The organism is Brachybacterium sp. UMB0905 (genome assembly GCF_002871795.1).
Lineage (GTDB): Bacteria > Actinomycetota > Actinomycetes > Actinomycetales > Dermabacteraceae > Brachybacterium.
In genome coordinates, this window is sequence record NZ_PNHL01000013.1 from 64,839 (window position 1) to 91,080 (window position 26,242).

Consider the following 26,242-nt stretch of genomic DNA (forward strand, 5'->3'; position numbering starts at 1 on the left):
GCGCGGGCCGCTCCTGTCGCCGGACGAAAGAGACTCCGTGTCCCAGACACCTCCTGCCCCTGACGCCGGACTGCCCACGGCCGTCACCGAGCCCGTCGTCACCGCCGCCGTGACCGCTGCCCTCGAGGCGATCGCCGCCGCGCCCTCCACCGCGGAGCTGAAGCAGGTGCGCATCTCCCACCTGGGCGATGACGCGCCGATCACCGTGGCTGGCCGCTCCATGCGCGAGGTCCCCAAGGAGCACAAGGCCGCCACCGGCAAGCTCGTCGGCGAGTCCAAGGGGCGGATCTCCAAGGCGCTTGCCGCCCGACAGGAGGAGCTCACCGCCGCCGAGCAGGAGCAGGCGCTCGCCACCGAGACGGTGGATGTCACGCTGCCCACGGATCGTCGTCCGCGCGGCGCCCTGCACCCGCTGACCGCACTCACCGACCGGATCGAGGACTTCTTCATCGGGATCGGCTGGGAGATCGCCGAGGGCCCGGAGATCGAGTCCTCTTGGATGAACTTCGATGCTCTGAACGCGGACCCCGAGCATCCCTCGCGCTCCTTGCAGGACACCCTGTACCTCGCGCCGGAGGACTCCGGGATGCTGCTGCGCACCCAGACCTCCCCGGTGCAGATCCGCGCCATGCTCGAGCGCGGCGCTCCGCTGTACGTCGCCTGCCCCGGCACCGTCTACCGGGCCGATGAGATCGACGCGACCCACTCGCCGATGTTCCACCAGGTGGAGGGACTCGCGATCGACGAGAACCTCACGATGGCGAACCTCGTCGGCACCCTCGACGCCTTCGCCGCGCACCTGTTCGGCGGCAGCCCCGTCACGCGCCTGCGCCCCAACCACTTCCCCTTCACCGAACCCAGCGCCGAAATGGACTTCCGCTGCTTCAGCTGCGAGGCACGCCTGGGCACCGACCACGACCCCGCCCCGGACTGCCGCGTCTGCGGCGGCACCGGCTGGATCGAGATGGGCGGCTGCGGCATGGTCCACCCCGACGTGCTGCGCGCCGCCGGCGTGGACCCCGAGCGCTACCAGGGATTCGCCTTCGGCCTCGGGATCGAGCGGCTGCTCATGCTCCGCAACGGAGTGGCCGATATGAGGGACATGATCGAGGGGGACGTCCGCTTCTCCCAGCACTACGGGACGGAGATCTGAGATGCCGCGCATTCCCCTGACCTGGCTTTCTGAGCACACCACCCTGCCTGTCGGCGCGAGCGCCGAGCAGGTCGCCACCGACCTGTCCCGCGTGGGCCTCGAGGAAGAAGCGATCTTCGGCGCCCAGGTGACCGGGCCGCTCGTCGTCGGCCGTGTCCTCGACCTCGTCAAGGAACCGCAGAAGAACGGCAAGACCATCAACTGGTGCCGCGTGGACGTCGGCCCCGAGCACAACGAGGACCTCGACAACCCCAAGGACCCCCAGCCCGGCGAGGAACGCCCCTCCCGCGGCATCATCTGCGGTGCCCACAACTTCGAGCCCGGGGACCTCGTGGTCGTCTCGCTGCCCGGTACCGTGCTGCCCGGCCCGTTCCCCATCGCCGCCCGCAAGACCTATGGACATTTGTCCGACGGCATGATCTGCTCCGGGGAGGAACTGGGCCTGGGCCCGGACCCCGACGGCGTGGACGGCATCATCGTGCTGGGCCGCGGCCACGGCGCGGGGCTGACTGGTGAGCCCGGCGACGACGCGGTCTCCCTGCTGGGACTCGGCGATGAGGTCGTCGAGATCAACGTGACGCCCGATCGCGGCTACTGCTTCGCGATGCGCGGCGTGGCCCGCGAGTACGCACACGCCACCGGCGCGGACTTCACCGACCCCGCCACCACCGTCAAGATCCCCGAGCTGACCGGCGCCGGGATCCCCGTGCAGCTGCGCGATGAGTCCCCGCTGCACGGCACGGATGGCTGCACGCGGTTCGTTGCGCTCGAGGTGCGCGGGGTGGATCCCACCGCCCGCACGCCCCGCTGGATGGCTCGCCGCCTCACCCAGGCCGGGATGCGCCCCATCTCCCTGATCGTGGACGTCACCAACTACGTGATGCTCGACCTTGGTCAGCCGCTGCACGCCTACGACGGCGAGAAGCTCGTCGGCCCGATCGTGGTGCGCCGCGCCCGAGCGGGGGAGAAGCTCACCACCCTCGATGACGTGACCCGCACCCTCGATCCCGAGGACCTGCTGATCACCGATTGCGCCGGGCCCGACGGGGACCGCGTGCTGGGGCTCGCGGGCGTCATGGGCGGCGCGGACACCGAAGTCACCGAGACCACGAAGAACGTCATCCTCGAGGCCGCGACCTTCGACCCGGTGAGCATCGCCCGCACCGCGCGGCGCCACCGCCTGCCCTCCGAGGCGTCCAAGCGCTTCGAACGCGGCGTGGACCCGCAGATCCCGCTGATCGCCGCGCTGCGTGCCGCCGAGCTGCTGGCCGAGTACGGCGGCGGCACCCTGGACCTGCGCCACACCGACGAGGGCACAGTCACCGAGCCCGCTGCGATCACCGCGCGGATCGATGATGCCCAGCGCATCGTCGGCATCGACTACACCCCCGAGCAGGTCACCGGCAGTCTTGAGCAGATCGGCTGCATAGTCGAGCCCGGCGCGGACGGGACGCTCACCGTCACTCCGCCGAGCTGGCGGCCGGACCTCACGATCCCCGAGGACCTCGTGGAGGAAGTGGCGCGCCTGGTGGGCTACGAGCAGATCCCCTCGCAGCTGCCCACCGCCCCCGGGGGCCGCGGACTCACTCGTGCCCAGCAGGGCCGCCGCCATGCCGCCCGCGCCCTCGCCGAGGCTGGACTGACGGAAGTGGCGTCGTACCCGTTCATCCCAGAGTCGGTCTTCGATGTGCTGGGTTACGAGGCCGATGACGAGCGCCGCCACGCCGTGCGCCTGCTGAACCCGCTGGCCGATGATGAGCCGCTGCTGCGCACCGAGCTGCTGCAGACCCTGCTGCCGGTGGCTCGCCGCAACCTGGGCCGCGGCGAGGAGTCCGTGGCGATCTTCCAGCGCGGCAGCACCTCGCGCGCGAGCGAGCAGAATGCCCCGGTGCCGGCCCCTGCGGCCCGGCCCAGCGACGCGGAGCTTGAGGCGATCTTTGCGGCCCTGCCGCAGCAGACCGGGGCGATCGCCGCCCTCATCGGCGGAGCCTCGGGACCGGACTCCTGGCAGGGCGCCCCGGAGGCGTGGGGCTGGGCCGATGCGCTGGACCTCGCCCGACGCATTGCGGCCGCCGTCGGCGCCGATCTCGAGGTGCGCCAGAGCCAGCACGCTCCCTTCCACCCCGGTCGCGTCGGGCAGCTGCGTGTGACCGGCGCCGAGGGGGAGTCCCGCGTCGTGGGTCATGCCGGGGAGCTGCATCCTGCCGTGATCCAGCACTATGGCCTGCCCGCTCGCAGCGCCGCCCTCGAGCTGGACCTCGAGGCCGTGATCGCTGCCGCCCCCGCGGTGGTGCGCGCCGAGCCGGTCCCCACCTACCCCGCGGCCAAGGAGGACTTCGCCTTCGTGGTCGATGAGTCCGTGCCCGCAAGCGCCGTGGAGGCCGCGATCGTGGTGGGTATCGGAGACCTGGCCGAGAAGGTGCACCTGTTCGACGTCTTCACCGGCGAGCAGATCGGCGAGGGCAAGAAGTCGCTCGCATTCTCGGTGCGGCTGCGCTCCACCGAGGGCACGCTGGATGCGAAGAAGATCGGGGCTGCGCGGGAGCGCTGCATCACCGCGGTGGCGGACGCCGTCGGCGGGGTGCTGCGCGCATGACCAGCATCTCTGCTCAGCCGCGGTCGGCGCTGGTGAGCCACCGACCCGGCCACGGCTGAGTCGATGCCCTGCGGAAGCACGCCCACCGGCCTTCACGACGCCCGCTATGTGGGCCTCAGCCTCGACGTGGGCCGCAAAGCCTTCCATCCCGGCGCCGTCATCGGTCTGATCCGGCGCATGGCGGAGCTGGGCTTCACGGCGCTGCATCTGCATCTCACCGAGACCCACCGGGTGGGGGTGCAGCTGCCGGGCTTCGAGCACCTCGCCGCCCCGGACGCCTGGGATGCGGAGGATGCGGCACAGATCGTGCGCGCGGCCGATGCGGCCGGAATCGCCCTCATTCCCGAGATCGACCTGCCCTCCCATGCGGGAGCGCTGCTGGCCGGACGTGAGCACCTGCACCTCAGGGACCGCACCGGCGCTGTGCACCCGGACCGGCTGGACATCTCCCACCCCGAAGCACTCGAGCTCGCCCTTGCCCTCACGGAATCCGCAGCCCGGATGTTTCCCGGCGAGGCGATCCACCTGGGCGGGGATGAGTTCTTCGCGGCCCCGTGGGAGGACGAAGAGGCCCAGCGCGCCGACCGCTTCCCTTCTCTCGTCGAGCACGCTCGCGCCGTCGCCGGCCCGGAGGCCACGGCGCTGGACTCCTACGCCCTGTTCATGAACGCGCTCGCCGAGCGGGCGCTGGAACGCGGACAGACCCCGCTGCTGTGGAACGACCACATCGTCCCAGCCCACGAGCAGCCGCTCGTACCGATCACCCGCGAGGCGGTGGTGGATGTGTGGATCCGCTGGCGGGAGTGGACTCCGTCGGTCACCGATTACCTGGACTCCGGGTACCGGGTCATCAACTCCCACGGGGACCAGCTGTACTTCGTGCTCTCCGCCGATGGGGTCCCCGAGCCGCACGGCCGACGCCGCTTCGGTCTGCTCGCGGACACCTTCCACCCGCGCCGCTTCATGGGCCTCGCCGCCCAGGATGTTCACGTGGAGATCCCGCCGGTGCCGGTGGGGGAGGCGGACCCGGTGCTCGGAGCCTCGCTGTCCGTGTGGTGCGATGCGCCGGAGGTGCTCGGCGAGCGGGAGACCTTTGCGCTGCTGGACACGTGGCTGGTGCCGTTCGCGCGGATAATGCACCGCGTGCGGCCGACCCGCGGACAGGCCTCTGGAACGTGACAGGATAGAGGTCCGACCTCTCGCCCCGCCTCGAGGAGGACCCGTGGTCACGAGCCCGCGACACCGCACCGGCCTGCAGATGGCCTACTTCCGCACCTGGCACGACGAGGCCTGCGATCCGGCGAAGCCCAACCGCTTCGGTGATATCCCGGCCGACGTCGATGTCGCCTTCGTCTTCCCGGACTTCACCCCGCCCCAGAACCGCTTCTGGTCGGTGCTGCGCGAGGAGTACGTCCCCGAGCTGCATGAGCGCGGCACCGCCGTGGTGCGCACCTGTGACATCGGCCTCCTGCTGGACGAGGATTTCCCGGACACCGACGCCGGGCACCGTGCGCTCGCGCAGAAGCTCATCGAGGAGCTCGTCCTCGAGCACGGCCTGGATGGCCTGGACGTGGACATGGAGCGGCGGCTCGAGCCGGTGCAGGCCGCACGGGCCGCGGGCGTGTTCCACGCTCTTTCCGAGCAGCTGGGTCCTCGTTCCGGCACCGAGCAGCTGCTGATCTACGACACGAACCTCGGCGGTGATGAGCAGGTGTTCCGCGAGACCGCCAGTGCGTTCGACTATGTGCTCGTCCAGTCCTACGGCCGGGGCGTGGACACGCTCCAGGGCACCTGGGAGAGTTTCGCCGGACAGATCGACCCGGCTCAGTACCTGATCGGTTTCTCCTTCTACGAGGAGTTCGACCTCAACCGCTGGGACGACACCTCTGAGCCGTTCGAGAGCTCCCGCGCGGCGGCCTTCACTGACTGGCAGATGGACGGCGCCACGAAGGGTGGAGTGTTCTCCTACGCGATCGACCGTGACGGCGCCGCCTTCCTCGATGACGAGATCACCCGCACCGACTACACGTGGACCCGTCGGATCGGCGAGCGGCTGCGGGCGGCCGATGCCCGCTGAACCGCGCTGAGCGGAGCTGCGCACCGCAGCCGGTGCCGACATCCGGAGAGTTCCGCCCCGTGCAGCGGCCTGACTCGCAGGACCGGTGCCGGAATAGCGGACGGGCCGTTCCCTCCGCGAGGAGGGACCGGCCCGTTGCCGTGTGCTCAAGGATCAGGCGGGCTTGATCGCCATGAGCAGGTTGGTGAGATTACCCATGCCGCCCACACGCGGGAAGTAGTCCACATCCGCCGGATCCGGGAAGCCGGTCCAGTTGATGGTGGAGTACATGACGCCGGTGCCGCCGCCCTGGACCGGCGCGTGCGGCGCCTGCTCCAGGAAGGCCTGCTGCACACCCTGGACGCCTTCGGCGATCTGATCCTGCGTCTCCGGGGTGTTCAGCGTCGAGACGAGGATCTGCATCTTCGTCTCCGCCTCCTCGCCCCATTCCCAGCGGCCCCAGTTGCCGTTGTTGGTCTCTTCCTCGATCGGCTTGACCGGCTGGTCGTACATCGTGTAGTTCGACCAGGGGGAGCCGGGGTAGCCGAGGCCCGAGGCGACGATGTCGAACTCGCCGGTGGCCAGGATCGTGTCCATGACGTCCTTGGGCTTGGGGTCGAAGGTGACCTTGACGCCCAGGTGCTCCTCCCAGTTGGAGACCACGATCGGCATGGTCACCATGAAGGTCGCGTTGTCGTTCTGGATGTTCAGCAGCAGCTTGTGCTCCTTGCCGTCCTTCTCCAGGTTGCCCTGATCGTTGACGGTCCAGCCGGACTCCTCCAGCGCCGCCTTCGCGCCCTCGGCGTCCAGCTCCATGGGGGAGTTGAACTCAGGCTGCTGCAGGGACTCGTTGAGGATGGGGTCCACACCTGCGGCGTTGGGCAGGGTGTAGCCGATACCGGAGGCCTCCATCACCGCGGCGTAGTCGATCGCCGCACGGAACGCCTTGCGGACGTTCACATCGGCCATGGGGGACTCCGGACGCGCGGTCATGAAGATGATGCCCTGGGAGGCACCGTCGGCGATGAAGGAGTAGTGGTTGGTCTCCGCCTGGTCGGCGAACCCATTGACCACGCCGGGGGCGCCGCCCTCAGCGAAGTCGACGTTGCCCTTGGTGATCTCGGTCTCGATGTTGCCGGCCTGGCCGGAGGGAACGAACTGCACCTCGCCCACCTGGGAGGTGCCGCCCCAGTAGTCATCGCGCATGGTGTAGGTGACCAGCTGGGTGTCGAAGGACTCCAGGGTCGCCGGTCCGGTGCCGACGGGGTTGTCCATGATGTCCTGCGGGAATTCGAGCTTGTCGCCGTCCTGGTACACGTGCGCGGGCACGATCGGGTAGTACAGCGCGAGGTTCACCTCCTGCTGACGCTGATCGCTGTTGTACTTGACGATCACGGTGTGCTCGTCCGGCGTCTCGATCGGGTCCGAGAGCCACACGAACTCGTCCTCGGCAGGCTTCGGGTTGGGCTTGCCGTAGATAGAGCCCAGCGTGAACAGGACATCCTTCGAGGTGAACGGCTCGCCGTCGGACCAGGTCACGCCCTTGCGCAGGTGGTAGGTGACCTCCTTGCCGTCCTCGGAGTGTTCGGCGGACTCGGCGAGCATGGGCAGCAGCTGGCCACCGTCCTTGGAGGACAGACGGAACAGCGGCTCGTACACGAGGTCCAGGCCCGGCGCGGTGTCGCCGCCGCCGTAGCGATTGAAGTTCTTGGCGAACTGGTTGGTGGCGGTCACGCCGGTGCCGATGACGAACAGGCCGCCGCCCTCGCCACCGCCGTTGTCGCTGCCTCCGGAGCCGCCCTTGCCGCCGGAGCAGGCGACTGCAGCCGTGCTGACCGCGCCGATGCCCAGGGCTCCGAGCACGCCGCGGCGGGAGATGTTGCTAGAGATCATCCTCGATCATTCCTTTGTGGGGTGAGCCGCGGGAGCGGCAGGGGTGGGTGGGGTGAAATCGGGTCGGTCGCCGGCCAGGACGCACAGCACTTCGCGCCCGTCCGGGCCGGTGTAACGGGGGATGGGGGCACCGGTGCATTCCGGACGGGCCAGGGGACAGCGGTTGGCGAAACGGCAGCCGATCACCTCCACGGAGTTGTCCACTGGTGCCGCAGAGGATGTGGCCAGTGCCGCCGAATGCCCTGACCCCTTGTAATGGGCGGGGTCCGGAGCGGCATCCAGCAGCAGCTGGGTGTAGGGATGCACAGGATCAGAGACGATCGCTTCGGTGGGGCCAGCCTCGATGATCTTCCCGCCGTACATGACGTTGATGCGATCTGAGAGGTACCGGGCAGAAGCGATGTCATGGGTGATGTACAGGACCGCCAGGCCCCGTTCATCGCGCAGATCCGCCAGCAGGTTCAACACCTCCAGGCGGATCGAGGCATCCAGCATCGAGGTGGGCTCATCGGCCAGCAGAACCTTGGGGTCCACCGCGAGGGACTTCGCGATCGCCACGCGCTGGCGCTGACCGCCAGAAAGATCCGTCGGGTAACGGTCGATGTACCGCGAAGCCGGCGTGAGGTTCACCTTCTCCAGCAGCTCAGCGACCTTCTGCGCCACCTTCTTGCGGCCGGAGGCGATCTTGTGGATCCGCACCGGGCGTTCCACGATGTGCCGGATCTTCTTCAGGCTGTTCAGCGAGGCGAAGGGATCCTGGAAGATCAGCTGCACGTCCCGGAAGTAGCGTCGCTCATCCTTCGCGGCTTTCTCGAGCGGCACCCCGGAGACCTCCACCTCACCGGAGGTGGGGCTGTAGAGCAGAGAGAACACGCGCGCCAAAGTGGTCTTGCCGGAGCCAGACTCGCCCACGAGTGCGGCGATCTCGCCTTCATGGAGGGTGAAGTCCACTTCGTCCAGGGCGCGTACGGTCCGCTTCCCGTTCGGCGTGTCCACGCGGAAATGGACGGAGAGCCGACGAGTGGTGAACACGCTGTTGCGCTCGGCGGCCACCTCGGCGGCACCCGCAGCGGTGTGGCTGACGCTCATCGGTTCTCCTCCGCGGTGGTCTCGGTGACAGGGCTGCCCGGGGCGGGGATCTCCCCAGCGCGGTGACAGGCCACGAAGCCGTGGTCGTTCGGAACCAGCGGCGGGCGCTCCTCACGGCAGCGATCGATTGCGAGCGGGCAGCGCGGGTGGAAGGCGCAGCCACTGGGCAGATCCAGCAGGTCCGGCGGGGTGCCGGGGATGCCTTCGAGGCGGGTGACCGGCTCGGACAGCGGGGGGAAGGATGCGCGCAGGCCGCGCGTGTAGGGGTGCTCAGGATTGGCGAACAGATGCTCCGGCATGCCGATCTCGACGATTCGTCCGGCGTACATGATCGCGATGCGGTCAGAGATCTCCAGCAGCAGCGACAAATCGTGGGTGACGAACACGATCGCAAAGCCCAAGGTGGCCTGCAGCTGCAGGATTTGGGTGAGGATCTGGCGCTGCATGACGACGTCCACCGCGGTGGTGGGCTCGTCCATGAACACGACTTCCGGATTGGAGGCCAGCGACAGGGCGATCAGAGCCCGCTGCTGCATACCCCCGGAGAGCTCGTACGAGTAGGACCGCAGCCGCGAGGAGGGGATGCCCACCATCTCCAGCAGCTCACCGGCCCGCTCGCGTGCGAGCTTCTTGGTCATGGACTTGTCATGCTCCATGATCACGTCGATGAACTGGCTGTCCAGGCGCATCACCGGGTTCAGCGATGCCATCGCGGACTGCATGACGATGGACAGCGAGTTCCACCGGTAGCGGCGCAGGCCGTCGCGGTCCAGGGCGGTGAGGTCCACCGGCTCCCCGTCGGTGGGATGGAAGATCACCTGTCCGGCAGACGTGACCGCTGGGGGCCGCTGCAGGCGCGAGAGGGCGTTGAGCAGAGTGGACTTGCCGGAGGCGGATTCCCCGGCGATGCCGAGGATCTCGCCTCGCCGTAGCTGGAGGTTCACATCGCGACAGGCCGGTACCTCACCGGCTTCGATGACGTAGGTGACGTCCAGCTCGCGGGCCTCGAGCAGCAGTGGCGAGCGTTCTAGGCGCTCGGCGATCTGCGCGGTGGTCTCGACGGCGATCTGGTTGGCGTCGACGACCTGCTCGGCCGTGACGTGCGCCGGGTCAGTGGTGATGGGGGAGTTCACGAGGTCGCTCCGGTTCGGGCCGTCGGGGTGGATGCGGTGGCGGACTCGGGCACCTGACGCGGGTTCTCCTTGAGGAACTTCCGCATGAGGGCCATGCGCTTTGAACTCAGCGTGGGGTTGGTGATCTCGTCGATCCCGAAGTTGACCATCGTGGTGGCGAAGCCCAGCAGCGCGAGGCACAGGCCAGGCGGGACGAACCACCACCACATACCGCGGAACAGGGCGTTCATGCCGAAGGCGTAGTTGATGATCAATCCCCAGCTGGGTTCGGCGGCGCTGCCGATGCCGAGCATCGCCATGGACGCCTGCATGCCCACGCCGGCGGCGATGAGGGTCAGGAAGATGGGGGAGAGGATGCCGAACAGGTGCGGCATGACCTCCACGAACACCACGCGGAACTTCGATTCGCCGATAGTGCGCAGCGCAGCGGTGAAGTCGCGTCCGCGCAGGCTCAGCGCCTGGGCGCGGATACGGCGCGCCCCGCCGGTCCATTCGAACAGGCCGATCAGCACCGAGACCACGATCAGCGGCATCTCGCGCCAGAAGGTCGCGGCGATGATCAGAACCGGGAAGGAGGGGATGTTCTGGAAGACCAGGATCACGCCGTTGAGCAGGCGGTCCACGATGCCACCGAGGAAGCCCGCCGCGGTGCCCATCGCGATCGCGATGAGGGAGGCGATGATCGCGGAGGCGAAGCCGACGAACATCGAGTTGTAGGTGCCGTGCAGCATCCAGGTGAGCACGTCCTGGCCGGAGACGGTGGTGCCCAAGGGGTGCGACCAGGAGGGCGACGCGCCCATGGCGTCGGGGAAGATGGTGGTGGGGTTGCGGTCCAGCACATGCGTGGCAAAGGGCTTTCCGGCCACAGCCACCAGAGCGAAGAAGCCGATGATGGCCAGGCCGATGATGACCTTGGGGTTCTCGAGGAAGCGACGGATCATCGGTCAGTTCCCCTCTCGGGTACGCGGGTCCAGCAGCACGTACACGCTGTCGGCGATGAAGTTGAAGACCAGGCTCATGACGATGACGATCAGGAGCAGAGCCTGCATGAGGGGGTAGTCGCGCACGGCGGTCGCCGCACCGATCAAGCCGCCCAGGCCGGGGTAGATGAACACCGCCTCGGCGAGCACGACTGCCATGAGCACCCCGCCCATGGACATTGCCAGGCCGGTGATGTTCGGTAGCAGTGCATTGCGTGCGGCGTAGCCATTGCGGACCCGTTCATCGGACAGCCCCTTGGCGTAGGCCAGGTGCACGTAATCCTCGTTGACCGTCGTGATCATCATGTTGCGCATGCTGAACATCCAGCCGGTGAAGCCCACGACGATCAGGGCGAACAGCGGCAGGATGGAGTGGTAGGCGATCGACAGCAGGAAGTCGATGTTGCCGAGCTCCGCGGGGCGAATGCGCTGGTTGACCGCGCCCTGGGCGGGGAACAGGCCCTTGCTGTAGGACAGGTACCACACCAGCAGCAGGCCCAGCCAGAACGGCGGGATGGAGGAAAAGAACATCGCGAACGGCGTGATGATCGAATCCAGCAGACGACCGGGCTTCCACCCCAGACGCGCGCCGAGGTAGGTGCCGATGATCCAGCCCAGCAAGGTGGAGATGAGCCCCAGGTACACCGTCCAGGGCAGTGCCTGGCTGATGAGGTCGGTGACCTCCATCGGGTAGTACATGATCGAGCGGCCCAGGTCGAGGCGCGAGAGCTGCTGGAGGTAGTTCCAGAACTGCTCCCAGATCGGACGGTCAGGGTCGCCGTACATGTTGTGGATGATGCGCATCTGGTACTCAGAAGGGCGCTGGCCCGTCTTCTCGTAGATGTCGCGGATCATCGACTGCGCCGGGTCATTGGGCATCAGGCGCGGCAGCACGAAATTCAGCACCACGGAGATGAGGAACACCACGATGTAGGTCCCCAGGCGCTTGGCCAGGAAGATCAGGTTGGGAGGGACTCGGCGGGCGCGAGGCCTCGCGGGCTGTTGTGGGACCGCATCGCCGGTCTCGGCGGCGGTCACCTGTCCTGTGCTCGTCGTCACGGGTTCTCCTGCGCTCGCACCATCGTCGGTACTTCGGGGTGGGGTCGGCGCGGCGCTCCGCGGGCGTCGTCGCCTCGGAGCACTTAACCGGTGAAGCACAGAGTAGTACGCGCTAGAGGTCCGACCTATCCTCCGAGGTCTGTCTTTCTCGAATCGTTACCTCGGGATCAGCGCCTGCGGCATGGCCCCGGCAGAAACCGGCTCTTCGCAGATGAGGGTGTAGCGGTCGGGGGGGCGGGGTGGGGCGCGTTCTGGACGGGCTCGGCCTCGCAGCCACCGGCCAGCGCATCAGTTCACTGAGGTGTGGTGCACGGCCCTGTCACTGCGCGGCGTCGTGCCGCTTCTCGCTCCGAATCCGCCCTCAGCCTCTTCGTAGCACCGCCACCAGGAAGTCGCTGTGCGCCGTGAAGGGGCGCAGATCCCAGGTGGACAGCAGCAGCTCCTCGACAAAGCCGGCGCTGGCTGCATCGGCGCGGAATGCGCCGAACTCATAGCCGCGGCCAGCACCGAAGCCGATCGCGGCGCGGCCCTGTAGATCGAGATGCTGCGCCAAGCGTCGCAGCACCTCGACACGGGTGGAGGGTGCCAGGAAGGTCATGACGTTGCCGGCGCACACGATGAGATCCATCGGCGAGCTGATCCCGCGCGCGGGCAGATCCAGCTCGGCCAGGTCACCGACCAGGTAGCGGGGGCCGGGGTGATCGACCTTGGCGGCAGCGATCAGCGCCGGATCTAGGTCCACGCCGATGGCGTGGTGCCCTAGCGTGTGCAACCGCCCGGCTACGCGGCCGGGACCGCAGCCGGCGTCCAGGATCCGTGCGTTGCGCGGCGCCAGCGTATCCATGAGGCGAGCTTCGCCGTCGAGGTCCTGCCCTTCACGGGCCATGCGGCGAAACCTTTCGGCGTAACGCGCACTGTGTCCCGGATCCACGGCCAGCACCCGTGTCCACTCATTGAGGTCATCGGCGCACTGCGGGGGCTGCTGCGGGGCATCGTCCATCGTCCCAGCGTAGGGGCGGGTGCCGCGGAGCCGACGTGACGGTGCACACGCTCTGCGGACCCACATTGAGACTATGCATGATTCTGCATAGAGTTGCGCGCATGTCGCAGAGCACTCCGGCCGCCACCGCATCGGCCTCCCTCAATCCGACCGCCGCGCGCCCTCGCGTCGCGCTTGTCGGCGCCTCCGGATACGCCGGCGGGGAGAGCCTGCGCCTGCTCGCCGGCCACCCGGGCCTTGAGATCGGCGCCCTCACCGCGCACTCCACCGCCGGAGCGCCGCTTCGCGAGATCCTCCCGCACCTGGACCTCGGGGAGGACAGGACCCTGCAGGAGACCACCCTCGAGAACCTCCTCGGCCATGACGTCGTGATCCTCGCTCTGCCTCACGGGCAGTCCGGACAGATCGCCGCCCAGCTCGAGACCGCGAGCCCCGACACCCTTGTGGTGGACCTCGGCGCTGATCATCGCCTCGAGCGCGCCGCCGACTGGGAGGAGTACTACGGCAGCGCACACGCCGGCACCTGGACCTACGGCATGCCCGAGCTGCCACTCGCAGACGGCACCCGCCAGCGCGATCACCTGCGCACTGCACGGCGCATCGCCGTGCCCGGCTGCAACGCCACCGCCGTGACCCTCGCCCTCACCCCGCTGCTCGCCGCCGGGCTCGTGGACCCCGCGCAGCTGCAGGCCGTGCTGCCCGTCGGCTACACCGGTGCCGGGCGCACCCCCAAGCAGCATCTGCTGTATGCGGAGGCAGCCGGTGGCGCAAGCCCCTACGCCGTGGGCGGCACCCATCGGCACATCCCCGAGATCCTGCAGAACATCCGCCGCGCCACCGGCATCGAAGACGCCCGCCTCACCTTCACCCCGGTGCTCGTACCCATGAGCCGCGGCATCCTCGCGGTGTGCAGCGCCCCCGTCGGCCCCCAGGTCACCACCGCGGACCTCCTGGCCGCGCTGACCGAAACCTACGCGGGCGAGCACTTCATCCACGTGCTGCCCGAGGGCACGATGCCCGCCACCTCCCAGGTGACCGGCGCGAACACCGCCCGCATCGGCGCCGTCGTGGACCGTCGCAGCGGGCACGCCACCGTCCTGTGCGCCATCGACAACCTCATGAAGGGCACCGCCGGTGCTGCGGTGCAGTCCATCAACCTCGCGCTAGGCCTGCCGGAGAACACCGGCCTGACCCGCACTGGTCTCGCCCCCTGATCCGCGCCGCCGCCCACACACCAGCCCGCCCCACCCCAGCCCGGAGGCACCCATGAGCATCACCCAGCCGCGCGGATTCCGCGCCAGCGGCGTCACCGCCGGACTCAAGCCCAGCGGCAACCCCGACGTCGCCCTCGTCATCAACGACGGCCCCCTCGACGTGGCCGCGGGCGTGTTCACCACCAACCGCATCGAAGCCGCCCCCGTCACCTGGTCCCGCCAGGCCCTCACCGACGGACGCGCCCGCGCCGTGATCCTCAACTCCGGCGGCGCCAACGCCTGCACCGGCCCCGACGGCTTCGCCGATACGCACCGCACTGCCAAGCACGTCGCGCAGCTGCTGGACGTCTCCGCCCAGGACGTCCTCGTGTGCTCCACCGGGCTGATCGGCGAACGTCTCCCGATGGACAAGCTCCTGGCCGGGGCCGATGCGGCCACCGCCGCCCTCGCCACCGGGCCGGAGGCGGATGCAGCGGCCTCCGCGGCGATCATGACCACCGACACCCGCCCCAAGACCGCCAGCACCACCCTGCCCAGCGGCGTGAGCGTGGGCGGCATGGCCAAGGGAGCCGGCATGCTCGCCCCGCAACTGGCGACCATGCTCGTGGTCATCACCGCCGATGCGGTCCTCACCGCCGAGCAGGCCCAGCAGGCCCTGAGCGCGGCCACCGCCGTCACCTTCGACCGCGTGGACTCCGATGCCTGCATGTCCACCAACGACACCGTGCTTCTGCTGGCCTCCGGCGCCTCCGGCAGCACGGCGGACCCTGCCGAGATCGCCGAGGCCGTGCGCGCGGTGAGTGCAGACCTCGCCCGCCAGCTCGTGGCCGATGCCGAAGGCGCCAGCCACGACGTGCACATCATTGTCTCCGGCGCCACCACCGACGCCGCGGCGCTCGCCGTCGCCCGCGAGATCTCCCGCTCCAACCTCGTCAAGGCCGCGATCTACGGCAACGACCCCAACTGGGGGCGGATCATCGCCGCCGCCGGCTGCGTGCCCGCGGAGGTCGCCCCCTTTGATCCCGCGGACCTGGACGTCCGCGTCAACGGCGTCATGGTCTGCCGCGGCGGCGGTGTGGGGGAGGACCGCGAGCTGGTGGACATGAGCCCGCGCGAATGCCTCATCGAAGTCTTCCTCGGTGCCGGGGAGGCCAGCGCCGACATCTGGACCAACGACCTCACCCACGAGTACGTCGAGGAGAACAGCGCCTACTCCACCTGAGAGCACCCGTTCGCACCCTCCCACCGTCCCCGCCACCCGCTGCTGACAGCCCCTTGCTCCGATCGGAGGAATGCCCATGACCGGCAAGAACCCCCTCGCTGAGCTCGAACCCCACCAGGTCGAGGCCCGCGAGAAGTCCGCCGTGCTCATCGAGGCCCTGCCCTGGATGCAGCGCTTCGCGGGAACAATCGTCGTGGTCAAATACGGCGGCAACGCCATGATCGACGAGGAGCTGCGCCGCGCCTTCGCGGCCGACATCGTCTTCATGCGTCAGGCCGGCATCCACGTGGTCGTCGTCCATGGCGGCGGACCGCAGATCACCCGGATGCTCGACCGTGTCGGCATTAACTCGCAGTTCCGCGGCGGCTTCCGCGTCACCGATGAGGAGACCATGCGGATCGTGCGCATGGTGCTGGTCGGCCAGGTGGGCCGGGAGCTCGTCGGACTGATCAACCAGCACGGCCCCTACGCGATCGGCATGAGCGGCGAGGACGGACGGCTGCTGGCCGCCGAGCGCCGCACCGCCGAGGTGGACGGCGAGGCGGTGGACATCGGCCTGGTCGGCGCTGTCACCCAGGTGCGCCCCGCCGGCATCCAGGACCTGCTCGAGGCCGGGCGGATCCCCGTCATCTCCTCGATCGCACCCGAAGTGGATGCCGCTGGCACGCCCACGGGCGCGGTGCTGAACATCAACGCCGACCTCGCCGCCGCCGCAATCGCCGAGGGACTGGACGCGGAGAAGCTCGTGATGCTCACCGACATCGAGGGTCTGTACCGCGACTTCCCCGACCGCGACTCGCTGATCCCCGAGATCTCCGCAAGCGAACTGCGGACCATGCTCCCCACCCTCACCGAAGGCATGGTCCCGAAAGCCGAAGCGCTGCTCGAAGCGGTCGATGCGGGCGTGCGCACCGCCGCGATGATCGACGGCCGCATCGAACATGCCGTGCTGCTGGAAGTGTTCACCACCAAGGGCGTGGGCACGATGGTCAGAAGGGACGACTATGTCTGAGCAGGAAAGCCCGATGAGCACCACCCCCACCCAGGAGAGCCTCACCGCCCGCTATCGCGACGCCCTGCTGCCCGTCTTCGGCACCCCGCAGCGCGTCCTTGTGCGCGGACAGGGCGCGCACGTCTGGGACGCCGACGGGACGCAGTACCTGGACTTGCTGGCCGGCATCGCGGTGAACGCCCTGGGCCACGCGCACCCCGCCGTGACCGGAGCCGTCAGCGAGCAGCTCGCCACGCTCGGCCACATCTCGAACTTCTTCACCTCCCCGGCGCAGATCGAGCTCGCCGAGCAGCTGCTGCATCTCGCAGGCGCCCCTGCCGGCTCCGGCGTGTTTTTCGCGAACTCCGGCTCCGAGGCCAACGAGGCGGCTGTCAAGATCGCCCGCCGCACGGGACGCGGCCGGATTCTTGCGCTCGAGAACTCCTTCCATGGCCGCACCCTCGGCTCTCTGGCCCTGACCTGGAAGGAGGCCTACCGCACCCCCTTCGAACCGCTGCCTGGAGGCGTCGAGTTCCTGCCCGCTGGCGATGTGGCGGCGCTCGAGCAGGCCCTCACCGACGGTGAGGTCGCCGCCCTCATCGCTGAGCCCATCCAGGGCGAAGCCGGGGTGAGGCCCCTGGATGGCGAATACCTGCGGGCCGCCCGCCGTCTCACCCGCGAGCACGGTGCCCTACTGATTCTCGATGAGGTGCAGACCGGTGTGGGCCGCACCGGTCACTGGTTCGCTCATCAGGCAATCCCGGGCCTGCAGCCCGATGTCATGACCCTTGCCAAGGGGCTCGGCGGCGGGTACCCCATCGGCGCCGTCATCGCCTACGGGCCCGCCGTCCATGACCTCCTGCAGCCGGGCCAGCACGGCACCACCTTCGGCGGCAACCCGCCCGCGGCCGCCGCCGCCCTCGCCGTGCTGCGCACCTTGCACGAGGAGCACCTCCTGGAGCACGCTGCGTCGCTCGGCGAGCAGATTGCGCGCGAGGTCATGGCCCTGGGGCATCCGCTGATCACCGGGGTCCGCGGTGCCGGGCTGCTGCGCGGCATCGAGCTGGCCGCGCCCATCGGCCCACGCGTGGTGACCGCCGCCCTGGAGCAGGGATTCATCATCAACGCCACCGGCCCCACCACGCTGCGCCTCGCGCCGCCGCTCATCATCACCGCCGAGCAACTCGCCACCTTCACCGCTGCGCTGCCGGCCCTGCTCGATGCCGCCACCGAAGGAGGTCACTGACATGCCCCGCCACTTCCTGCGCGACGATGACCTCGCGCCGACTGAGCAGAAAGAGGTGCTGGCCCTCGCCCTCAACCTCGCGGGCGACCGCTTCGCCCGTCGGCCCCTCGAGGGACCGCGCACCGTCGCGGTGCTGTTCGACAAATCCTCCACCCGCACCCGCGTCTCCTTCGCCACCGGCATCGCCGAGCTGGGCGGCAGCCCCCTGGTGATCGAGGCCGACTCCAGCCAGCTGGGCCGCGGCGAATCCATCGCCGACACCACCCACGTGCTCACCCGCATGGCCTCCGCGATCGTGTGGCGCACCTTCGGGCAGGACCGCATCGACCAGATGGCGCAGGTCGCCACGGTGCCGGTGATCAACGCCCTGACCGATGAGTTCCACCCCTGCCAGATCCTCGCCGACCTCATGACCATCGCCCAGCACACCGGGGGACTGGCCGACGGCGATGCCGCGCTCGCCGGACGCTCCCTCGCCTACCTCGGCGATGGCGCGAACAACATGGCCCACTCCTATCTGCTGGGCGGAGCGAATGCCGGCATGGATGTACGGATCGCCGCCCCGAGCGCCCATCAGCCCGATCCCGCGGTCCTCGCCGACGCGCACGTGATCGCTGAGCGCACCGGCGGCAGCGTCACCGTCACCACGGACCCGCACGAGGCCGCTCGAGGCGCCACCGCCGTGCTCACCGACACCTGGGTGTCGATGGGACAGGAGGGCGAGGACGGCCGCGGGGAGGACACCTTCGCTCCCTACCAGGTGACAGAGGAGATCATGGACCTCGCCGGCCCGACGTCCCTGTTCCTGCACTGCCTGCCCGCCTACCGCGGCAAAGAGGTCACCGCCGAGGTGATCGACGGGCCCCGCTCGGTGGTGTGGGATGAGGCGGAGAATCGCCTGCACGCCCAGAAGGCGCTGCTGACCTGGCTGCTCGAACACCCCGATGAGAAGACCGCCGCCCATGCCCGACCCGTGGAGGTGACCCGATGAGCGAGCCCCGTCGCGTCATGGCCCAGACCAAGACCTCCCGGCAGCGGCACATCGTCCAGCTGCTGACCCTGCAGGAGGTCTCCTCCCAGGCGCAGCTGGCCGAGCTGCTGACCGCCGCCGGATTCGAGGTCACCCAGGCCACCCTCTCCCGGGATCTCGTGGAGCTGCAGGCGGAGAAGGTCCGCGGCTCCACCGGGGCGCTCGTGTACCGCCTGCCGCCCGAGAACGGCACCGGCCGCCCCGCGGGAGAGGGCAGCGAGCTGCTCGAGGCGCGTCTGCCCCGCCTCGCCGAAGGCCTGCTGGTCTCCGCCGAGGCGAGCGGCAACCTCGTGGTGGTGCGCACCCCACCGGGCGCTGCGCAGTACCTCGCCTCGGCGATGGACCGCTCCGTGATGCCCGATGTGCTGGGTACCATCGCGGGCGACGACACGGTGCTGCTGGTGGCCCGCGACCCTGCCGGCGGCGACCGTCTGGCCGAGCGTCTGCTGAACCTCGCCGAGGGACGCCGCGATGCCCCCGAGCCCGGCACACCCCCGTCGGCCCCCACCCCCTGATCACCCTCCGGGCGCCCCGCGCCCACCCCATAGACCCCCATCTCTTGAGGAGAAACACCGTGACCGAACGCATTGTCCTCGCCTACTCCGGCGGCCTCGACACGTCCGTGGCCATCGGCTGGATCCACGACGCCACCGGCGCTGACGTCATCGCCTGCGCGGTGGACGTCGGCCAGGGCGGAGAGGACCTCGAGGTCATCCGCCAGCGTGCCCTGGACTGTGGCGCCGTGGAGGCCTATATCGCCGATGCTCGCGACGAGTTCGCCGCCGAATACTGCATGCCCGCCCTCAAGGCGAATTCCCTGTACATGGACGCCTACCCGAACGTCTCGGCGATCTCCCGGCCGGTGATCACCAAGCACCTGGTGAAGGCCGCCAAGAAGTTCGGCGCCACTACAGTGGCCCACGGCTGCACCGGCAAGGGCAATGACCAGGTGCGCTTCGAGGTCTCCATCACCTCCCTTGCCCCGGAGCTGCGCTGCATTGCCCCCGTGCGGGACCTCGCGCTCACGCGCGACAAGGCGATCGACTACGCCGAGCGCAAGGGCCTGCCGATCGCGACCACGAAGCACAACCCGTTCTCGATCGACCAGAACGTGTGGGGCCGGGCGATCGAGACCGGCTTCCTCGAGGACATCTGGAACGAGCCCACCAAGGATGTCTACTCCTACACCGATGACCCCGCCTTCCCGCCCGTGGCCGACGAGGTGACCATCACCTTCGAACACGGCATCCCGGTGCAGATCGATGGCCGCCCGGTCACGCCGCTGGAGGCCATCCAGGAGCTCAACCGCCGCGCCGGCGCCCAGGGCATCGGCCGCATCGACATCGTCGAGGACCGCCTGGTGGGCATCAAGTCTCGCGAGGTCTATGAGGCCCCCGGTGCGATGACCCTCATCACCGCCCACCAGGAGCTCGAGCGGGTCACCCTGGAGCGCGAGCAGGCCCGCTTCAAGCGCATGGTGGGCGACCGCTGGACCGAGCTGGTCTACGACGGCCAGTGGTTCTCCCCGCTCAAGAAGTCCCTGGATGTCTTCATCGACGACACCCAGCGGTACGTGAACGGTGATATTCGCATGATCCTGCACGGCGGCCGCGCCACCGTCGCCGGGCGCCGCTCCGAGACCGGCCTGTACGACTTCAACCTCGCCACCTACGACGAGGGCGACACCTTCGACCAGAGCAGCGCCCGCGGCTTCATCGACATCTACGGCTTGGCCGCCAAGCAGGCCGCTGCCCGCGACGTCGCCCACGGCAACGGTGAGAACCTCGAGGCGGAGAACGCATGAGCACCGAGCACAGCCCCGAGCCCGCGAGCGGCGCAGCACAGGCCCACGCGCACGCCGCCCTGTGGGGCGGCCGCTTCGGCACCGGACCCGCAGCAGCCCTCGCGGCGCTGTCGGACTCCACGCACTTCGACTGGCGCCTGGCCCAGTACGACCTACGCGGTTCAAAGGCCCACGCTAACGTTCTGCACACCGCCGGTCTGCTGGATGATGCCGAGCTCGCCGCGATGCAGCAGGCGCTCGATCAGCTCGCGGCGGACGTCGCCTCCGGTACGTTCACCGCGGCGCCCGAGGATGAGGACGTGCACACGGCCCTCGAGCGCGGCCTCATCGAGCGGGCCGGACCGGAGCTCGGTGGGAAGCTGCGCGCCGGGCGCTCCCGGAACGATCAGATCGCGACCCTGATCCGCCTGTTCATCCGCGACCAGTCGCGGGCCCTCGGCGACCAGGTGCTGGATCTTGTCGATGTGCTCATCGCCCGCGCGCGGGAGGTCCACGGAGCGCCGATGCCCGGCCGCACCCACCTCCAGCACGCCCAGCCGCTGCTGCTCAGCCACCACCTGCTGGCCCACGCCTGGCCCCTGCTGCGCGACGTGCAGCGCCTGCGGGACCTCGATGCCCGCGCGGCGCTGTCCCCCTACGGGTCCGGGGCCCTCGCCGGCTCCTCCTTGGGGCTGGACCCGCAGGCCGTCGCCGTGGAGCTGGGCTTCGCCGATTCCGTGTGGAACTCGATCGACGGCACCTCCGCGCGGGACCTCACCGCGGAGTTCGCCTTCGTGCTCACGATGATCGGCATCGACCTCTCGCGTCTGGCCGAGGAGGTGATCGTGTGGAACACGAAAGAGTTCTCCTTCATCACCCTGGATGACTCCTACTCCACCGGCTCCTCGATCATGCCGCAGAAGAAGAACCCGGACATCGCCGAGCTCGCCCGCGGCAAGGCGGGCCGGATGATCGGCGACCTCACCGGGCTGCTGTCCACGCTGAAGGCCCTGCCGCTCGCCTACAACCGGGACCTGCAGGAGGACAAGGAACCGGTCTTCGACCAGGTGGACACCCTGGAGCTGGTGCTTCCGGCCTTCACCGGCATGATGGCCACCCTCACCTTCCACACGGACCGGATGGCGGAGCTGGCCCCGCAGGGCTTCTCCCTCGCCACGGACATCGCCGATCACCTGGTCCGCCGCGGGGTGCCCTTCCGCTCGGCCCATGAGATCTCCGGCGCCTGTGTGAAGCTCGCCGAATCCCGCGGTCAGGAGCTGTGGGATCTCAGCGATGAGGACCTCGCCGGGATCTCCGAGCATCTCGATCCCTCAGTCCGTGAGGTGCTGAGCGTGGACGGCTCGATCGCCTCCCGGGATGCGAAGGGCGGCACCGCCCCCGTCCGGGTGGCCGAGCAGGAGGATGCCGCGGAAGCAGAGGTCGAGCAGCTGCGCGCCTTTACACGCGACGCCCTCACCGGCGACGGGGCAGACCGCGGCGCGTCGGCCTGAGCGGATCCCCGCGACAGGCCGCGCATCTGTGACAATGGCGTCCGGGACCCGATCGGGACCCGGGCGCTGTCCCGTCGGCCCCGTGCCCGCGGACGGACACCCACCACTCCGGCCTCATGACCGGAGACCGACGACCCGGTCCTATGACCGGTTCTGGCGCCGAGTGCGCCCTGACCCTCGAGGAGAGACCTGATGCATTCCGTCCTGGACGAACTCGCCTGGCGAGGCCTCGTCGTGCAGACCACCGGGCGTGAGGCGCTCGGCAGCGCTCTGGCGGACGGAGAGATCAGCCTGTATTGCGGCTTCGACCCCACGGCCTCGTCGCTCCACGTCGGTCACCTCACCCAGGTGCTCACGATGCGACGCTTCCAGCTGGCCGGGCATCATCCCTACGCCCTGGTGGGCGGCGCGACGGGCCTCATCGGTGATCCGCGGATGTCCGGGGAGCGCGTGCTGAACGATGCCGACATCGTGGCCCAGTGGGTCGAGGGACTGCGCGATCAGATCTCCCGATTCCTGGACCTCGAGGGCCCACATGCGGTGACCATGGTGAACAACCTGGACTGGATCGGACAGATGGGCGCGCTCGAGTTCCTGCGCGACATGGGCAAGCACTTCCGCATGGGCACGATGCTCGCCAAGGACACCGTGGCCCGTCGCCTCGCCAGCGATGAAGGCATCAGCTACACCGAGTTCAGCTACCAGGTGCTGCAGGGCATCGACTACCTCGAGCTGTACCGCCGCCATGGCATCACCCTGCAGTACGGCGGCAACGATCAGTGGGGGAACCTTGTCTCCGGAGTGGACCTCATCCATAAGGTCGAAGGGACGGACGTCCACGCCCTGACCACACCGCTGGTGACCAAGGCCGACGGCACCAAGTTCGGCAAGTCCGAAGGCGGAGCGGTGTGGCTGGACCCTGAGCTCACCAGCCCGTACGCCTTCCACCAGTTCTGGCTCAATGCCGCCGACGCGGACGTGGTGAACTACCTGAAGTTCTTCACCTTCCGCGACCGCGAGGACATCGCCGAGCTGGAGCGCGCCACCCAGGAGGCCTCGCATGAGCGGGCTGCCCAGAAGGCGCTGGCCGATGACATCACCACCCTGGTCCACGGCCAGCAGGCCACTGACCAGGCGAAGGCGGCAGCGGCCGTGCTGTTCGGGCGCGGGGACGTGCGTGATCTGGATGAGCCGACCCTGCAGGCTCTCGCCCAAGAGCTGCCGACGGTGGAGCTGCCGAGCAGCGCGGTGCTCATCGATGCGTTCTGCGAGGTCGGGATCACCGCGTCGAAGGGTGCGGCCCGCCGTGATGCGACGGGCGGCGGGCTGTCGGTGAACGGCCAGAAGGTCGCGGCCGAGGAGCTCGAGCAGGAGCTCGGTGCCCTGAATGCGCTGCCCGGTGGCTACGTCCTGCTGCGCCGCGGCCGTAAGAACGCGGCGATGGTCCACCTGAAGCGGTGATCCCGCTGACAGATGCACCTCACATCCGGGTGAACAACGGCGCTCCGGGTCCTGAGAAAGCTCGCTGACCAGCGGCGTTCGTCCACGATGACGGTGAACGCGAGGTGACGCGGGAGTTTGACCCCGGCTGAGGCAGGGCCTACTGTAGTCGTCTGTCAGCACGACCGGAAGTGCCCGAAAGGGTCGCCCACAGCGACCACATAAGGGGCTCCGCGAGAAGCTGACCGACGGGACCGGGAGACCGGGAGCGTCGAGTGGCTCTGGCCTTCTGCCCTTCAAGGGAATCATGAGACCGGAACCACAGCCCGCCGAGTTGATCCGGCCGGCGAGGAACTGCTAAAGTAGTGACTCGCGCCGGGACGACGAAGCAAAGCGTCGCCACGGAGAAATCCGCGGCGCACCCGAGCCTCTGAGTCGGCCTACTGAGTAGGTCGGTGATGATGTGCGCGTGTTGTTTGATATCTCAATAGCGTGTCTGTTTGTTGATGCCATATTTTGTATGGCAATTATTGATGGACAACGGCAGTAATGCTGGTTGTTTGTCTGTTTTTGCTGGGATTTATTGTTTTTCATGTTTTCATGGAGAGTTTGATCCTGGCTCAGGACGAACGCTGGCGGCGTGCTTAACACATGCAAGTCGAACGATGACGCCCGTGCTTGCACGGGTTGATTAGTGGCGAACGGGTGAGTAACACGTGAGCAACCTGCCCCCTTCTTCGGGATAACCTCGGGAAATCGTGGCTAATACCGGATATGACTGCGCATCGCATGGTGTGTGGTGGAAAGATTTATCGGTGGGGGATGGGCTCGCGGCCTATCAGTTTGTTGGTGAGGTAATGGCTTACCAAGACGATGACGGGTAGCCGGCCTGAGAGGGCGACCGGCCACACTGGGACTGAGACACGGCCCAGACTCCTACGGGAGGCAGCAGTGGGGAATATTGCACAATGGGCGGAAGCCTGATGCAGCGACGCCGCGTGAGGGATGACGGCCTTCGGGTTGTAAACCTCTTTCAGTAGGGAAGAAGCGAAAGTGACGGTACCTGCAGAAGAAGCGCCGGCTAACTACGTGCCAGCAGCCGCGGTAATACGTAGGGCGCAAGCGTTGTCCGGAATTATTGGGCGTAAAGAGCTTGTAGGTGGCTTGTCGCGTCTGCCGTGAAAACCCGAGGCTCAACCTCGGGCGTGCGGTGGGTACGGGCAGGCTAGAGTGTGGTAGGGGAGACTGGAACTCCTGGTGTAGCGGTGAAATGCGCAGATATCAGGAAGAACACCGATGGCGAAGGCAGGTCTCTGGGCCATTACTGACACTGAGAAGCGAAAGCATGGGTAGCGAACAGGATTAGATACCCTGGTAGTCCATGCCGTAAACGTTGGGCACTAGGTGTGGGGGACATTCCACGTTTTCCGCGCCGTAGCTAACGCATTAAGTGCCCCGCCTGGGGAGTACGGCCGCAAGGCTAAAACTCAAAGGAATTGACGGGGGCCCGCACAAGCGGCGGAGCATGCTGATTAATTCGATGCAACGCGAAGAACCTTACCAAGGCTTGACATGCACCGGACAGCCCTAGAGATGGGGTGTTCTTCGGACTGGTGCACAGGTGGTGCATGGTTGTCGTCAGCTCGTGTCGTGAGATGTTGGGTTAAGTCCCGCAACGAGCGCAACCCTCGTTCCATGTTGCCAGCACTTCGGGTGGGGACTCATGGGAGACTGCCGGGGTCAACTCGGAGGAAGGTGGGGACGACGTCAAATCATCATGCCCCTTATGTCTTGGGCTTCAAGCATGCTACAATGGTCGGTACAATGGGTTGCGAAGCTGTGAGGTGGAGCGAATCCCAAAAAGCCGGCCTCAGTTCGGATTGGGGTCTGCAACTCGACCCCATGAAGTCGGAGTCGCTAGTAATCGCAGATCAGCAACGCTGCGGTGAATACGTTCCCGGGCCTTGTACACACCGCCCGTCAAGTCACGAAAGTCGGTAACACCCGAAGCCAGTGGCCCATCCCTTGTGGGGGGAGCTGTCGAAGGTGGGATCGGTGATTGGGACTAAGTCGTAACAAGGTAGCCGTACCGGAAGGTGCGGCTGGATCACCTCCTTTCTAAGGAGCATCACCAAGTATTGGTGGCCATCGTCATCCGCGAGTGTCGGGTGGGTGGTTGCTCATGGGTGGAACATCAACGGATAGGCACTTCATCGTCTGTGCCGCATGTCTAGTACGCCCTGTTGGGGTGGGAACGAGATGGGGGCAGGGGGTTTGAGGTGGAGGCACGCTATTGGGGCATGAGGCTGCACGCCAAGCCCAGCATTCCGCAGTTTTTGTGGGTGTGTTGGATGGTGTGGCTGGTCCTCCCTGCCGCGTCCTGGTTTGTGACTGGGGGTGGTGGTGTGGGGTTGTTTTTTGTGAACTGTATAGTGGACGCGAGCATCTTGTAAGCAATTTTGTTTTGCACAAAGTGTCTTTGTGTTGCTGTAAGTTTTTTAGGGCGCACGGTGGATGCCTTGGCACAAGGAGCCGACGAAGGACGTGTGAGTCTGCGATAAGCCTCGGGGAGTTGACAACTGAGCTGTGATCCGAGGATGTCCGAATGGGGAAACCCACCAGGGGTCATGCTCTGGTACCCGCCACTGAATGTATAGGTGGTATGGAGGGAACGCGGGGAAGTGAAACATCTCAGTACCCGCAGGAAGAGAAAACAAAAGTGATTCCGTGAGTAGTGGCGAGCGAAAGCGGAGGTGGCTAAACCTTGTTTGTGTGATACCCGGCAGGGGTTGCAGGCGAGGGGTTGTGGGACGTATCGGTCTGGTCTGCCGGCCAGACGGCGTGGA

At 67.8% G+C, this 26,242-nt stretch carries 19 protein-coding genes and 2 rRNA genes; 15 read left to right on the top strand and 6 right to left on the bottom strand.

From position 1 onward, the window contains the following. The first annotated feature begins 37 nt into the window (after positions 1-37). From pheS to CJ197_RS12180, 4 genes are all read left to right on the top strand, one after another. On the top strand, positions 38-1,153 hold the full coding sequence (gene pheS / locus CJ197_RS12165; RefSeq protein ID WP_158239488.1) for a phenylalanine--tRNA ligase subunit alpha: 1,116 nt from the start codon (positions 38-40) through the stop codon (positions 1,151-1,153). A gap of 1 nt (position 1,154) precedes the next feature. Beyond that, a complete protein-coding gene (gene pheT, locus CJ197_RS12170; protein WP_102237013.1) occupies positions 1,155-3,749 on the top strand; it encodes a phenylalanine--tRNA ligase subunit beta in 2,595 nt (864 codons plus the stop codon). Positions 3,750-3,812: 63 nt separating this feature from the next. Further along, on the top strand, positions 3,813-4,928 hold the full coding sequence (locus CJ197_RS12175) for a family 20 glycosylhydrolase (protein ID WP_102237014.1): 1,116 nt from the start codon (positions 3,813-3,815) through the stop codon (positions 4,926-4,928). Positions 4,929-4,971: 43 nt separating this feature from the next. After that, positions 4,972-5,826 (top strand): endo-beta-N-acetylglucosaminidase, encoded by an 855-nt coding sequence (locus CJ197_RS12180; RefSeq protein WP_102237015.1) that lies wholly within the window; start codon positions 4,972-4,974, stop codon positions 5,824-5,826. Between the two features lie 153 nt (positions 5,827-5,979). On the opposite strand, the gene CJ197_RS12185 is transcribed toward CJ197_RS12180, so the two are convergent. The 6 genes from CJ197_RS12185 to CJ197_RS12210 form a co-directional block, all read right to left on the bottom strand. Continuing rightward, entirely contained in the window at positions 5,980-7,698 is a 1,719-nt protein-coding gene (locus tag CJ197_RS12185; protein ID WP_102237016.1) for an ABC transporter substrate-binding protein, read from the bottom strand. Positions 7,699-7,704: 6 nt separating this feature from the next. Beyond that, positions 7,705-8,787 (bottom strand): ABC transporter ATP-binding protein, encoded by a 1,083-nt coding sequence (locus CJ197_RS12190; RefSeq protein ID WP_102237017.1) that lies wholly within the window; start codon positions 8,785-8,787, stop codon positions 7,705-7,707. Then, positions 8,784-9,920: an ABC transporter ATP-binding protein gene (locus CJ197_RS12195; RefSeq protein ID WP_233190912.1), complete on the bottom strand. Its 1,137-nt coding sequence runs from the start codon at positions 9,918-9,920 to the stop codon at positions 8,784-8,786. Before CJ197_RS12195 ends, CJ197_RS12190 begins: the two co-directional genes overlap by 4 nt. Then, positions 9,917-10,861: an ABC transporter permease gene (locus CJ197_RS12200; protein WP_102237018.1), complete on the bottom strand. Its 945-nt coding sequence runs from the start codon at positions 10,859-10,861 to the stop codon at positions 9,917-9,919. Before CJ197_RS12200 ends, CJ197_RS12195 begins: the two co-directional genes overlap by 4 nt. A 3-nt stretch (positions 10,862-10,864) precedes the next feature. Continuing rightward, complete coding sequence (locus CJ197_RS12205) at positions 10,865-11,959, bottom strand: ABC transporter permease (RefSeq protein WP_233190914.1); 1,095 nt, start codon at positions 11,957-11,959, stop codon at positions 10,865-10,867. Between the two features lie 361 nt (positions 11,960-12,320). Continuing rightward, a complete protein-coding gene (locus tag CJ197_RS12210) occupies positions 12,321-12,959 on the bottom strand; it encodes a bifunctional 2-polyprenyl-6-hydroxyphenol methylase/3-demethylubiquinol 3-O-methyltransferase UbiG (RefSeq protein WP_102237019.1) in 639 nt (212 codons plus the stop codon). 101 nt (positions 12,960-13,060) lie between these two features. On the opposite strand from CJ197_RS12210, the gene argC reads away from it, so the two are divergent. From argC to CJ197_RS12265, 11 genes are all read left to right on the top strand, one after another. Continuing rightward, positions 13,061-14,173 carry an N-acetyl-gamma-glutamyl-phosphate reductase gene (argC, locus tag CJ197_RS12215; RefSeq protein WP_158239489.1) on the top strand — a complete coding sequence of 371 codons (1,113 nt, stop codon included), beginning with the start codon at positions 13,061-13,063 and terminating at the stop codon, positions 14,171-14,173. 52 nt (positions 14,174-14,225) lie between these two features. After that, on the top strand, positions 14,226-15,395 hold the full coding sequence (gene argJ / locus CJ197_RS12220) for a bifunctional glutamate N-acetyltransferase/amino-acid acetyltransferase ArgJ (protein WP_102237021.1): 1,170 nt from the start codon (positions 14,226-14,228) through the stop codon (positions 15,393-15,395). A gap of 76 nt (positions 15,396-15,471) precedes the next feature. Next, positions 15,472-16,407, top strand: coding sequence for an acetylglutamate kinase (gene argB / locus CJ197_RS12225; protein WP_233190916.1), 936 nt, complete (start codon positions 15,472-15,474; stop codon positions 16,405-16,407). Between the two features lie 13 nt (positions 16,408-16,420). Continuing rightward, positions 16,421-17,632: an acetylornithine transaminase gene (locus tag CJ197_RS12230; RefSeq protein WP_233190918.1), complete on the top strand. Its 1,212-nt coding sequence runs from the start codon at positions 16,421-16,423 to the stop codon at positions 17,630-17,632. 1 nt (position 17,633) lies between these two features. Next, positions 17,634-18,623: an ornithine carbamoyltransferase gene (argF, locus tag CJ197_RS12235; protein WP_102237024.1), complete on the top strand. Its 990-nt coding sequence runs from the start codon at positions 17,634-17,636 to the stop codon at positions 18,621-18,623. After that, positions 18,620-19,177, top strand: coding sequence for an arginine repressor (locus tag CJ197_RS12240; RefSeq protein ID WP_102237025.1), 558 nt, complete (start codon positions 18,620-18,622; stop codon positions 19,175-19,177). The genes argF and CJ197_RS12240 overlap by 4 nt, the downstream gene beginning before the upstream one ends. Positions 19,178-19,236: 59 nt before the next feature. Beyond that, complete coding sequence (locus CJ197_RS12245) at positions 19,237-20,466, top strand: argininosuccinate synthase (RefSeq protein ID WP_102237026.1); 1,230 nt, start codon at positions 19,237-19,239, stop codon at positions 20,464-20,466. Then, positions 20,463-21,956 (top strand): argininosuccinate lyase, encoded by a 1,494-nt coding sequence (argH, locus tag CJ197_RS12250; RefSeq protein ID WP_102237027.1) that lies wholly within the window; start codon positions 20,463-20,465, stop codon positions 21,954-21,956. Before CJ197_RS12245 ends, argH begins: the two co-directional genes overlap by 4 nt. 192 nt (positions 21,957-22,148) lie before the next feature. Beyond that, entirely contained in the window at positions 22,149-23,417 is a 1,269-nt protein-coding gene (gene tyrS, locus CJ197_RS12255) for a tyrosine--tRNA ligase (RefSeq protein WP_102237028.1), read from the top strand. A gap of 576 nt (positions 23,418-23,993) precedes the next feature. Then, positions 23,994-25,514 (top strand): 16S ribosomal RNA (locus CJ197_RS12260). Between the two features lie 369 nt (positions 25,515-25,883). Further along, positions 25,884-26,242, top strand: a 23S ribosomal RNA gene (locus CJ197_RS12265); the annotation flags it as partial.